This window comes from Microcystis sp. M144S2 (assembly GCF_020246065.1).
In the GTDB taxonomy this organism is placed as follows: Bacteria; Cyanobacteriota; Cyanobacteriia; order Cyanobacteriales; family Microcystaceae; genus Microcystis; species Microcystis ichthyoblabe_A.
Genome location: NZ_JADBTR010000062.1, coordinates 42737 through 55059, shown reverse-complemented (window position 1 = coordinate 55059; position 12323 = coordinate 42737). Strand labels below are relative to the sequence as shown.

The 12323-nt window shown below is 44.1% G+C and carries 11 protein-coding genes; 6 read left to right on the top strand and 5 right to left on the bottom strand.

Annotated elements, in window-relative coordinates:
• Positions 1–47: 47 nt before the first annotated feature.
• Entirely contained in the window at positions 48–593 is a 546-nt protein-coding gene (locus IM462_RS08280; protein ID WP_287700750.1) for a peptide deformylase, read from the bottom strand.
• An 84-nt stretch (positions 594–677) separates the two neighbouring features.
• Here IM462_RS08280 and dnaA point away from each other — a divergent pair, with 84 nt between their 5' ends.
• Entirely contained in the window at positions 678–2012 is a 1335-nt protein-coding gene (gene dnaA, locus IM462_RS08275; RefSeq protein ID WP_287700752.1) for a chromosomal replication initiator protein DnaA, read from the top strand.
• A gap of 133 nt (positions 2013–2145) precedes the next feature.
• On the opposite strand, the gene IM462_RS08270 is transcribed toward dnaA, so the two are convergent.
• Entirely contained in the window at positions 2146–3096 is a 951-nt protein-coding gene (locus tag IM462_RS08270; protein ID WP_287700754.1) for a heme o synthase, read from the bottom strand.
• Positions 3097–3109: 13 nt separating this feature from the next.
• Positions 3110–4030, bottom strand: coding sequence for a COX15/CtaA family protein (locus IM462_RS08265; RefSeq protein ID WP_287700756.1), 921 nt, complete (start codon positions 4028–4030; stop codon positions 3110–3112).
• Between the two features lie 314 nt (positions 4031–4344).
• Here IM462_RS08265 and IM462_RS08260 point away from each other — a divergent pair, with 314 nt between their 5' ends.
• The 3 genes from IM462_RS08260 to IM462_RS08250 all read left to right on the top strand — a co-directional run bounded on the left by IM462_RS08260 (position 4345) and on the right by IM462_RS08250 (position 7762).
• Entirely contained in the window at positions 4345–5310 is a 966-nt protein-coding gene (locus IM462_RS08260; RefSeq protein WP_110543284.1) for a cytochrome c oxidase subunit II, read from the top strand.
• Positions 5311–5339: 29 nt separating this feature from the next.
• Positions 5340–7016, top strand: coding sequence for a cytochrome c oxidase subunit I (ctaD, locus tag IM462_RS08255; protein WP_104397273.1), 1677 nt, complete (start codon positions 5340–5342; stop codon positions 7014–7016).
• Between the two features lie 122 nt (positions 7017–7138).
• Complete coding sequence (locus IM462_RS08250) at positions 7139–7762, top strand: cytochrome c oxidase subunit 3 (protein ID WP_002738397.1); 624 nt, start codon at positions 7139–7141, stop codon at positions 7760–7762.
• A 142-nt stretch (positions 7763–7904) separates the two neighbouring features.
• On the opposite strand, the gene IM462_RS08245 is transcribed toward IM462_RS08250, so the two are convergent.
• A complete protein-coding gene (locus tag IM462_RS08245; RefSeq protein WP_149976611.1) occupies positions 7905–8267 on the bottom strand; it encodes an acyl carrier protein in 363 nt (120 codons plus the stop codon).
• Complete coding sequence (locus tag IM462_RS08240) at positions 8245–10044, bottom strand: acyl-CoA dehydrogenase family protein (RefSeq protein WP_287700760.1); 1800 nt, start codon at positions 10042–10044, stop codon at positions 8245–8247. Before IM462_RS08240 ends, IM462_RS08245 begins: the two co-directional genes overlap by 23 nt.
• A gap of 440 nt (positions 10045–10484) precedes the next feature.
• On the opposite strand from IM462_RS08240, the gene IM462_RS08235 reads away from it, so the two are divergent.
• Positions 10485–11612, top strand: a complete 1128-nt coding sequence (locus tag IM462_RS08235; protein WP_287715059.1) for a DUF262 domain-containing protein — start codon at positions 10485–10487, stop codon at positions 11610–11612.
• Positions 11612–12268 (top strand): MAE_28990/MAE_18760 family HEPN-like nuclease, encoded by a 657-nt coding sequence (locus IM462_RS08230; protein ID WP_287700764.1) that lies wholly within the window; start codon positions 11612–11614, stop codon positions 12266–12268. Before IM462_RS08235 ends, IM462_RS08230 begins: the two co-directional genes overlap by 1 nt.
• The last annotated feature ends 55 nt before the right edge of the window (positions 12269–12323 follow it).

Below are 12323 nucleotides of genomic sequence, written 5' to 3'. Positions count from 1 at the left end.
CCACGAAAATGGTCAAAGAATTGAGAAAACAAAAGAGTTACCCAGTTTTAAGGCACTAGGCAAGGATGGTTTATGTCGCTTGCTGTTTTACGAGACCAGGTTACTCTATCAACTTTTAACCCGCAATTTGTTAAAGTGATGCGGGCGACAAAATCGCTGAAAACTTGACGAATTTCGCGACCATTGCGATCATAATAGGCCACCTCAATCCACTGATGACGGGGGACAAAACCGCGCCAATTGGGGACACTGAGGCAACCTTCCCAACCCTTGACCATTTCCTCGCTCACCTGCAAAATGCGCGGATTAATCATGGCAGTGGCTGGCATGATCGGAGCGTCGGGATAACGAGGATTGGGGTGAGAAGCAACGATAAACAGACGCAGAGACCGAGCAACTTGGGGGGCGGCGATTCCCACCCCGTGGGCAGCTTGTACGGTGGTAATCAGGGAATCGATCAAATTTTGACAGTCAGCATCGAGAAAATTATCGATCGCTGCTGCTTTTTGCTGTAGAATTGGGTTTCCTAATTGGGTGATTGTTAAAACTTGTGTCATCTGTATAAGGATTAATTGTTTACCTCTGAAAATCATTTTATCTTGAGCGGCAAAATCTCGCTAAACTGATAAGGTTTCCTTGCAGCAGCACTAGAGCAACTTTGTTAATCAAAATTAACCGTGGATAGCAGCGCCCAACAACTTTGGCATAATCTCCTAGAGCGTCTAAAATTACTATTAACCCGTCCCGCTTTCGAGACTTGGTTTCAAACGGCGACGGTTAAAGAATGGCAAAACGATCGCTTAGTAATTCAAGCTGCCAATCCTTTTATTCTTAACCATCTTCAGAAAAATTATCTGTCAACAATTGCTGAAGTAGTGGAGGATATCGTCGGTTATCCCGTCGAGATTCAACTAACGGCACAACAGGGGGATTTGATCGCTATTTTCCAGCCTCACACTAGCTTAGAATTAGAATTATCTCCCGGTAATCAACTTAACCCTAAATATAATTTTTCCCGTTTTGTTGTCGGGCCAACTAATCGCATGGCCCACGCAGCTGCCTTAGCGGTGGCGGAATTACCTGGACGCGAATTTAACCCGCTTTTTCTCTGTGGTGGGGTGGGGTTAGGTAAAACCCATTTAATGCAAGCGATCGGTCATTATCGTCTGGAATTATATCCCCAATCCAGGGTTTTTTATGTATCCACGGAACAATTTACGAATGATTTAATCACCGCTATCCGTCAAGATAGTATGGAAAGTTTTCGTAATCATTATCGTCATGCCGATATATTATTAGTGGATGATCTGCAATTTATTGAAGGAAAAGAATACACTCAAGAAGAATTTTTTCATACCTTTAATACCCTGCACGAAGCTGGAAAACAGGTGGTTTTAGCCTCCGATCGCCTGCCCAAACAGATTCCCAGTTTACAGGATCGTTTAATTTCTCGCTTTTCTATGGGATTAGTCGCCGATATCCAAGCACCAGATATCGAAACTCGTATGGCAATTTTACAAAAAAAGGCCGAGTACGAAAATCTGCGTCTCCCACGAGAAGTTATTGAATATATTGCCGTTAATTATACTTCTAATATTCGCGAATTAGAGGGGGCATTAATCCGGGCTACCACTTATATTTCTATCTCCGGATTGCCGATGACGGTAGAAAATATCGCGCCAGTTTTAAATCCACCAATGGCCAAAATTGCCACTTCTCCTGAGATTATTATGGCGGTAGTAGCGGAAAAGTTTCAACTCTCGATCGCCGATCTAAAAGGAAATTCCCGCCGACGAGAAATTAGTTTTGCCCGACAGATTGGGATGTATTTAATGCGTCAACACACGGATTTAAGCTTACCGCGCATTGGCGAAGAATTTGGCGGCAAAGATCACACCACCGTTATTTATAGCTGTGATAAAATCAACCTTTCCCAGCATCAAGATCGACAATTACAAGAAATCTTAGCCCAACTAATCGAGCGAATTAACTCCCTCAGTCGCAATCAGTAGTCGGGGCGAATTATGAATGATGAATTGGGGAGATGGGGTTTTTCAGTAAACAGTAATCAGTGAACTGAAAACTCACATCTGATAACTGATAACTGATAACTGATAACTGATAACTGATAACTGATAACTGAGATTAACTACAGGAGAATAAACTGGCAATTGTAGCGAGGAGACGAGAGGTCATGGGTAAACTATCGATCACCATAGCTGTACATAATAACATCATGTAAAGAATGGAATATTTAAACAGCGATCGAGCCATGTCCCGATCGAAAGGATTCTGTTTTAATCGCCAAGCTTTTTTCAGGAAAACAAACCCTAAAATTAAAGCCGCTACACCATAAACCACACCACAGGCAGCCAAGGGATAAATCAGGAGGAAAGTGAAAGGAACGACGATTAAAGTATAGAGCCAAATCTGATCGCTAGTGGCTTCTTCCCCTTTAACTACGGGCATCATCGGGATATCCACTTCGGCATAATCATCCTTGATCATTAAAGCTAAAGCCCAAAAATGGGGAGGAGTCCAGAGGAAAATAATGGCGAATAAAATCCAGGGAATCCAACCGAGATCGCCCGTTACTGCCGCCCAACCGACGAGAGGAGGAATCGAGCCAGCCGCGCCACCGATAACAATATTTTGGATACTATGACGCTTGAGCAGATGGGTATAAATCAGCATATAAAATGCGATGCCGGTCATTGCTAAAAATCCGCTCAAAGTATTGACAAAAAAGACAAAAAGTGCTAGGGAAAGAGAGGCTAAAACGAGGGCAAAAATGAGGGCGTGGAGGGGTTGCACGCGACCGGAGGGGATCGGACGGGCGCGAGTACGAAGCATGGTGTGATCGATGTCGCGATCATAGATGCAGTTTAAGGTTTGAGCGGCGGCGGCGGCGAGAGTGCCACCGAGGAGGGTAAGAAAGAGTAAGAGAGGGGAAACCTGACCTTTAGAGGCGATTTCCATAGAAGCGGCTGTAGTAATCAGCAGTAGAGGAATAATTCGCGGTTTGGTGAGTTGATAATAACTTTTAGCGACTTGTAAAAAATTATCGTGGTGGCGAAGGGCTTGAGTTCCAGTCATCGTGATTAAATCCTTAGAGATGGCTTATAGGTGCGAAAGAACGATCGCGAAGGGCAAAAGTGGTAAAAGCGACGAGGGTTGCCACCAATAGCGCACCGATGCTGTGGTGGGTAATGGTTAAGGGTTCCACCTGGAGATGCAGTTTCAGGGTGGCAACGCCCAAAAATACCTGTAGGGCGACTAATCCCCCGGCGCTAAAAGCTAGTTTTTTGAGGAGAGGATGGATAGCGGCAGCTCGCCAAGCGAAGAAAACTAGGGTTAACACCGAGATAGTGGCGGGAAAAACCCCGATAATGTGGCTATTCATCACCGTGCAGAGTTGGGAAACCGTTAAACACTGATGGGCAGCCCAACGGGAACCGACGAGACCGCCGAGGAGACATTGCAGATAAACTAGACCGGTGGCGACCATTCCCATCCAAGTTAGTTTCCCGACCGTACCTGTGCCACGGTAGGGAGTCAGACCGATAGCAATGACGATTAGGGTGGCAAAAAAGAGCAAAGCTGTGGCTAAATGGGCGGTTACGATGTCAAATCGCAGTAATTGGGTGACGGTTAATCCTCCCAGGACTCCTTGCAGGAGAATTAAAGCCAAGGCAGCGATCGCAGATGGCAACAGCCAAGGGGGAAGATGGCGACGATACCACCAAGACAGACCGACGAGAGCGATCGTACTAAACCCGATCAAAGAGGCATCGAGACGATGAAACCACTCCAGAAATACCTGTAGATTCATCTGCTGACTGGGAATCCATTGACCGTAACAGAGGGGCCAATCGGGACAAGCTAAACCGGCGTTCATAACTCTGGTGGCAGCGCCCACCACCATGAGGGCGAAAGTAGCGATCGCAATTTTCCAGACTAAGCGGCGCATCCACACCTGAATATTGCCGGTTTCTCTTAGGGGTGTCGGGTTAAAAACAGATTCGGTCATCGGTTTGCCTGTTCTCAAGGAGTCTGTCATCAAAGATCCTGGCTTGGTTTGCCAGTTAGTTATCACTGTGAATGAGTTTTTTTACGACAGGTAAAACCTTTTAGATATTCTTTAGATTTCTGGCCATTTCCGTTACATTTGTTTACATAAACTCAGAATAAGATATAAAAATTAGTTATTTAAAATACTTTCCCTGAAAACGATCCCAAAGAAAAGATAAAATTCTCAGAAGATGCTGGTTAAATTTCCCATCTATAGGGGAATCATGTTTTAGCCTTGAATAAGTAGCCACTATTGAAAATATTGAAAAGACCGTGAAAATTCCCAGCAGTATCCTGACGCTCGTACTCGGGATCACCTTAACCTTAATTAGTCTCTGGTATGGCCAAAATCATGGCTTAATGCCCGTGGCCGCTTCCGAAGATGCTCAGGAGATAGATAATATCTTTAATCTGATGATGACCATCGCCACGGGACTATTTTTAATAGTTGAAGGCGTGATTATCTATATAGTGATTCGCTTTCGCCGTAAACCGGGGGATCAAACCGACGGGCCGGCAGTGGAGGGCAATGTCCCCCTAGAAATCTTCTGGACAGCCATCCCGACGGTAATCGTTTTTATCCTTGCCGTCTATAGCTTCGAGATTTATAACAATATCGGCGGTCTCGATCCCTTGATTTCCAAGGGTGGCAAAGGAGAAATCGCCCACCACGGTCATCACCACGGCACGATGATGGCCATGGGCGGCGATCGCAGAGTAGCCCTAGGTATCGGCAATTCCTACGATGGTGAAGGAGTTCCCCCCCTAGTGGTCAATGTTAAAGGTATTCAATACGCTTGGATCTTCACCTATCCTGAAACCGGCATTGTTTCCGGGGAACTGCACGCTCCCGTCAATCGCCCCGTGCAACTGAATATGGAAGCGGGAGATGTGATCCATGCTTTCTGGGTTCCCCAATTGCGTCTAAAACAGGACGTTATCCCCGGACAGGAAACGGTGTTATCGTTCACATCCAACCAAATTGGTCAATATCCGATCATTTGTGCGGAACTTTGCGGGGCCTATCACGGCGGCATGAAATCTAGCTTTGTAGTTCACTCCCAAGGGGATTACGACCAATGGGTGCAGGATAACACGATCGCCGAAGTTGACAGCGATCGAACTGTAGCCATGACCACTAAAGATCGCTCTGATAGTCAATATTTGACCCCCTACACCGAAGAAATGGGCATAAACGGTGAAATCCTCGCCCAAGTTGCCCATCAGCAGCAAATGTAATTTTTCTTGTCATCTAAAATCTTGGCCTTATGACAGCATCAACGGAAATAACCACCCCAGCAACCGTTCCCGAGGTGATCCATCACCGCAAGTGGACGGATTACTTTACTTTCTGCACCGATCATAAAGTCATCGGTATTCAATATCTGGTGACTGCCTTTCTTTTCTTCTTTATTGGCGGTGCTTTCGCGGAAGTGCTGCGGACAGAATTAGCCACTCCCGACCCCGATTTCGTCTCCCCAGAACTATATAACCAATTCATGACCATGCACGGAACGATCATGATCTTTCTTTGGATCGTTCCGGTTGGGGCGGGTTTTGCCAATTATCTCATTCCCCTGATGATTGGGGCGGAAGATATGGCTTTTCCTCGTCTTAACGCTGTGGCTTTCTGGCTTAATCCCCCCGGCGGGCTGCTATTATTATCCAGTTTCTTTGTCGGCGCACCCCAGTCCGGTTGGACTTCCTACCCACCTTTAAGCTTAATTAGCGGCAAATGGGGCGAAGAATTGTGGATTTTGAGCCTTTTATTGATCGGGACTTCTTCGATTTTAGGCTCGATTAATTTCATCACCACGATCCTGAAAATGCGGATTCCTGAGATGGATTTGTACAGTATGCCGCTATTTTGTTGGGCAATGCTGGCCACCTCGACTCTGGTACTGCTTTCCACCCCCGTTCTCGCTTCTGCTCTCGTTCTCTTGTCCTTTGATTTAATCGCCGGCACGAGCTTTTTTAACCCTGCCGGCGGCGGCGATCCGGTGGTTTATCAGCATATGTTCTGGTTTTACTCCCATCCTGCCGTTTATATCATGATCTTGCCCTTTTTCGGCACGATATCGGAGATATTACCGGTTCACGCCCGCAAACCGATTTTTGGTTATCGAGCGATCGCCTATTCCAGTCTCACCATCTGTTTCTTGGGTTTAATCGTTTGGGCCCACCATATGTTCACCAGCGGCACCCCCGGCTGGTTACGGATGTTTTTCATGGCGGCAACCATGTTAATCGCCGTTCCCACGGGCATTAAAATCTTTAGTTGGTGTGCCACTCTTTGGGGGGGTAAACTGAGTCTCAATACGTCTTTATTATTTGGGATCGGTTTCCTGTCTTCCTTCCTCATCGGTGGTTTGACCGGGATTATGTTGGCTTCTGTTCCCTTCGATATCCACGTCCACGATACCTATTTTGTCGTCGGTCACTTCCATTATGTACTATTTGGTGGTACGGCAATGGCCCTGTTTTCTGCCGTTTACCATTGGTTCCCGAAAATGACCGGACGGATGTATAACGAGACTCTCGGTCGTATTCACTTTGTTCTCAGTTTTATCGGTTTGAATTTAACTTTCATGCCGATGCACGAATTGGGATTATTGGGTATGAACCGTCGTATTGCTCTGTATGATGTGCAGTTTCAGGATTTAAATGTTCTTAGTACCGCAGGAGCTTATATTCTCGGTATATCGAGTATTCCCTTCGCTATTAATATGGTCTGGAGTGCCTTTAAAGGTCAACCCGCCGGCCGTAATCCTTGGCGCGCTTTAACCCTAGAATGGCAAACCTCCTCTCCCCCAATTATCGAGAATTTCGAGGAAATGCCGATTCTTTGGTCCGGCCCCTACGATTACGGTATTGATATGGAAGAATCGGAAGCAGAGGAATCAGTACAAGATATCCTCGCTGAAGTGGGCGCCGAATCGCAATAATCAGTTATCAGTTATCAGTTATCAGTTATCAGTTCACTGATTGCTGTTTACCGAAAAAAAGCTTCCCACTTCCCACTGAAAAAAAGCTCCCCGTCTCCCGTGTAAACTAAGGACATTCAATCATGCAAGGTTCAACGCTCGAAGATTCTCAACTCTCTGTCAATTATCATCAGGAAACGGTGGAACACGGACATCATGGCCACCCAGATCATCGCTTATTCGGTGTGGTTTTGTTTCTAGTGGCGGAAAGTTCCATCTTTTTAGGCTTATTTGCCGCTTTCTTGTTCTACCGTACCATGTTACCCGTTTGGCCCCCCGCCGGCACGCCAGAATTAGAGTTAACCCTACCGACAATTAACACGATTATTCTGGTGTCCAGTAGTTTTGTTATGCACATAGGACAAAAGGCGATTAAACAAAACAATAATGCCGGTTTACAATTGTGGTTCGGTATTACTGCCCTGATGGGAATTATCTTCCTTTGTGGTCAAGGATACGAATATTATCACGCTGAATTCGGTCTGACAACTAATGTTTTCACCAGCGCTTTTTATGCCTTAACCGGATTCCACGGTCTCCACGTTACCTTCGGTTTAGTGCTGATTCTATCTGTCCTCTGGCGTTCTCGTCAAAAAGACCACTATTCTAGTCAATCTCACTTTGGTGTGGAAGCGGCAGAATTATACTGGCATTTCGTCGATGTGGTCTGGATTATCCTGTTTTTACTGGTGTATATCTTGAGATAATTTTTGTTATTTGGTAGGAGAAAAGGGCGATCGCTTGATCGCCCTTTTTTCTGTATTTCAATTTACAGCAGTTATCCTATAGGTTATACTTCATTTTTATGAGAAATGCCGTAACTGGTAACTGATCACTGATAACTGATAATTAACGACGACCGAATAAACTCCAACCTTTGCCACCACTAACGGCCGGTTCAGCTTTTTCAGCGACGGGAGCAACTTCTGCGGGGTTTTCCTCACCGGAAAGATTAGAAAGATCGTAGTTTTCTACTAGGAAAAGAGACGCTTTTTCAATAGTAGAATGATCCCAGAAAAGGGTGGAAGGTAACTCTTGACCGACCCAATCTTCTAGATCACCCACCATCGTTACCGCATCGATAGAATCTAAACCATAACGGGTTAAAGGTTCAGTCACATTAATCGTTTTTGCATCCAAAGATAACTGATCGGCTAACTGTTTAACTAACCAATTTTGTACGAGATTATTAAGATTGGAGTTGGAGTTCATGGGTTTTTTCCTCGGTAGTTTGTGAAGGGGCTAATTGAAAAGGCACGATCGAAAAATGTTGATTTTCTCGATATAATTTCAGCAATTCTTGGGCAACATTTTCTACATACACCTCAGATAGAGTGTAAGGCAGCGGCCGCAGAGTTCGCAGTAATCGGTGTAAACTCAACACCAACCATTCCCCCCGGGCAAAAAATTCACCCAAGATGGAACGATTATAAAGCCAAGTGTGTAAACAAGCAGAAGCGGCGTGTAAAGTACAGTATTTCTTGGCAATCTCGAACAATTCGGGTGATTGGTCGTGACCATACTCGAATTTCGATTGACTAATCTGTTCATCGTGAGCATTTAGTTCCTCTAAAACTAAATTACCCAACATCAACAGATTTTCTAATACTTCCGGGTCCACCTCCTGAGAATCTTTCAATCCTTCCAGCATATCAAGGGCAATCTCTAAACCCTGTAGGGAATCATCCATTCCCCGGCCAAATAATTCTAAATTATTGGGTTCAAAGGGAGGAACTGACTTTTCTAGGCTAAAAATCGCCTCTAAACGGGTTTTTAACGCCGACATGGTGCGCGAGTTGCGTTTAGCCCGATATTTGGTTAAAGGACGCAATTGTAGGATTAAAGCATGAAGATTGACGATCGAACTGCCGTCAAACATACTGATAATCGAATTATCCCGCAGTAGCTTCTGGAAGATGCCGAATTCGTGTTCTTCTCGCATATAAAAACGCGATCCCAAGACCACATAAACACTATTAACCATCTCCTCCAGACGGACGGTGACAAAATATTTTACCACCGAAGCCCAGACGCTAAACTGTTCGGGGATAATATGAAAACCTCTCGCGGCCGGAATCGTCTCGCAATCACAAATAAGGATGTCAAGGAAAGCATCCACGAGAGTGCGCCGGGGTTGGGGCAAATCCATCACAGTTTTGTTATAGATTACCCGATTAACGGCAAAACCGAGGGTAGTTCTTAAAGCGGTATCGGCTGCCCCGTGGGAAAAAGCAGCGCACAACATTCGGGTAATCTGGAAACCTTTCAGGGCTAATTCTAAACCGTCTCCCTCCTCGCGTAAACGCATGGAATCGGGGACGAAACAATCCTTAAAACCAATGCCACTCATATCCGAGGCCCGCACGCCATGGGTGTATATTTTCGGCAAATTATAGTATTTTTCGGGGTCTAATTGCCGTTTATCGACCATAAATAGGGTTAAACACTTTGGCCCGCCGTTAGCATCGGTTTTCGCCAAAATAAAGGAAACTCCAGAGATAGTCGCCCGGTTAATCGGCCATTTCTCTCCATTGAGAATATAACCTCCTTCCACCTTCGTCGCGGTCAGATCACCATTGATCAGATCGCTGCCGTGTTCCTTTTCCGAGTAACCCAGACACATCGCCCCATAGTCATCCATGATAAAACGGGCGAGCTTCTGTTTCTGTTCTGGGGTTCCCGCCATCCAGTTTAAAAACGACCAGAATAGGGTAGTAAAAGCGATGCCGATAGTTTGATCCCGTCGAGAAAGTACCCGCACAAAAGCGACAAATTCCTCAAAAGAGGTAAATTCACCGCCGCAATCGGTGGGAATGTAGTAGTGTTGGAGTTTCCAGTCGTATAACCAGCGAATTTCCTCGTGGGGAAATTCTTCGCTCTCGTCAATTTCGATCACCCGCTTGTAGGATAGAGGGTTATCGGGATTGAGAGGATCGCCTAAGTCTTTTTCCAGTGCTTCAGCAGTCCAGTATTGCTTAAGCTTTTTCATAGTGCCTCTAGGACAGATACAATGTGCTTTTCGTCAATGCCTTCGGTTAGAAGACCCGACCATGCACAAAAATTAATGACCATTCTAGACTTTTGGCCGTACAATGGCAACAATTCTTAATTTCCCCTTTACCTTAAATGTGCTAGAAACCCCCTGGGTGGGGTGCTAGACTACCCTCTGCGGTAATTATGCCCAAATTGAGGTGATTAAACCGCACAGTGCGGTATTAGGTTTTATTGAGGCGGTGTGAGACCGATGGGGATTGGGATAGTAGGATGGAGGAGGCTGCTAGACCGCAGGAAGGGGTATGATTAATAGTTATGCGGCTCGTTCCCTGTTCATACTTTTTCCTTGAATGTAATATTCAACTGGCAGATTACGATTAGAATGTTTAAGGTATAAGTTTTGCTTGCCATAGGGTTTAGAAGTCTAGGAGCAATATGATGATGGAATCAATAGATGAACGGATAGATGCCAAAATTGGTGAGGTTCGTACTGAATCTATCGATCTCAGCTTTGGAGAAATCATCAGTTTATATTCTCAAAATGAACTCATTATTCAACCGGAATATCAAAGGTTATTCCGATGGTCTAATCAACAAAAGTCTCGTTTAATAGAATCTATACTTCTTGAGTTGCCAATACCACAGATATTTACTATTGAGAACTCAGATGGGGTTTTGGAGTTAATTGATGGCTTACAACGCCTTAGCTCTGTGATTCAATTCATTGATGCCAATGTACTGAATTTCACTGATATAGATGGAGAAAAGCTGAAATCTCTAAAGTTAGAAGGTTGTGATCAGATTTCAGAACTTAATAATCTGACTTTTGAAGATTTATCATTGAGACTCAAGCTTAGGATTAAAAGATCCTCTGTAAGGACAGTAATTATTAAAAGGCAAAGTAATTCTTTTCTGCGTTATGAAATGTTCAAGAGGTTAAATACTGGGGGATCAATTCTAGCTCCACAGGAAATTCGCAACTGTTCTTCTAGGATGTTTGGTGAGCCAGGTATAAAGTTCTATAGGTTTCTCCAAGAAAGATCCTCCTATTCAAACTTTAAGACTTGCATAGATACATTGTCTCAATCAGAAAAAGAACAAAAGGGAGACGAAGAGCTTGTCTTAAGATTTTTTGCCGCAAAAAATGCTCAAGATCTCTTCCGGGGGAGTGTGAGAGATTGGTTAGACACATACATGGAAAATATATTATTTGAAGAAATACAATTTGATTATTCTACTGAAACACAAGACTTTAATAGATTATTTGATTACTTGAGCCAAATTCTTGGCAGTGGTGCTTTTGTTCGATATCGCGATCAATCACCAATTGGTGCTTTAGCTCCAGCTTATTTTGAAGCTGTTACAATTGGCGTGTTTAGGATACTAGAAAGATTAGAGAATCTGGATAATTCTTCTGTTAGGGATGAAATAATCAAAATTGTTCAGTCAAACAGCTTTAAGGATAATATTGGACCTGGAGCTAACTCCAGAACTAAGCTTTATAATAGAATTGGATGTATTCAAGAAGGTTTAAATAAACTCAGCTTGTGGAGTAATTTTTAATGAGCAACTGGGAGAATGAGATCGAGGCTGATCTCAACTGGAGAGAAGGAGAACTGGCTGCAATTAAAATTCAAATATTAACGACTGATAGGGTTAAGCATCCTGTAAGGTATGAAGCTCTCTTGAGAGCTATTACTACTTTGCTATATGCTCACTATGAAGGTTTTTGTAGATTTGCATGGCATTTATACCTCGATACAATTCAAAGGCAAAATATTAAACGCAATCAATGCCGTGAGGAGGTTATAAAGCTATCGCTAAGGAAGCGCTTTAAAGAACTTGGAGGTGATTTGTCAGCAGATGGAGTTTGGAGCTTTTTTTCCAACGAATTGCCAGCTTTAATTAATGAGAATATTGAATTCAATATTCGCTTAGAAGCAGATAGCAATTTAAAGCCTATGCTGCTTAAAAAGAACTCTACAGATGCTGGTTTATCATGCTCAATGGTGGATCAACATGAGCTTTTACTTAAGACATTAGTAAGCAGGAGAAATAATATAGCTCATGGGCAGAAAGAGATAATTCATGATCTGACTGAGTATAACAAGTATGAAAATGCGGCTTTGGAAGCTATGTATGAGCTAGGACTATCTGTAATTGATTGCTTAGATAATCGGAAGTATTTGAAACCATCAAATCCGCCTAGCTCATCATGAAATCTACGCATTTTAATCGCTGTAGGGTGCGTTCCCTAATGTGGCTCCTACTGCT

What these genes read in the sequence shown, in the direction of transcription:
- IM462_RS08230 (WP_287700764.1), top strand. Translation starts at nt 11,612, where the DNA reads ATGAGCAACTGGGAGAATGAGATCGAGGCTGATCTCAACTGGAGAGAA.
- IM462_RS08240 (WP_287700760.1), bottom strand. Translation starts at nt 10,044, where the DNA reads ATGAAAAAGCTTAAGCAATACTGGACTGCTGAAGCACTGGAAAAAGAC.
- IM462_RS08235 (WP_287715059.1), top strand. Translation starts at nt 10,485, where the DNA reads ATGATGATGGAATCAATAGATGAACGGATAGATGCCAAAATTGGTGAG.
- IM462_RS08265 (WP_287700756.1), bottom strand. Translation starts at nt 4,030, where the DNA reads ATGACCGAATCTGTTTTTAACCCGACACCCCTAAGAGAAACCGGCAAT.
- ctaD (WP_104397273.1), top strand. Translation starts at nt 5,340, where the DNA reads ATGACAGCATCAACGGAAATAACCACCCCAGCAACCGTTCCCGAGGTG.
- IM462_RS08245 (WP_149976611.1), bottom strand. Translation starts at nt 8,267, where the DNA reads ATGAACTCCAACTCCAATCTTAATAATCTCGTACAAAATTGGTTAGTT.
- IM462_RS08280 (WP_287700750.1), bottom strand. Translation starts at nt 593, where the DNA reads ATGATTTTCAGAGGTAAACAATTAATCCTTATACAGATGACACAAGTT.
- IM462_RS08270 (WP_287700754.1), bottom strand. Translation starts at nt 3,096, where the DNA reads ATGACTGGAACTCAAGCCCTTCGCCACCACGATAATTTTTTACAAGTC.
- IM462_RS08250 (WP_002738397.1), top strand. Translation starts at nt 7,139, where the DNA reads ATGCAAGGTTCAACGCTCGAAGATTCTCAACTCTCTGTCAATTATCAT.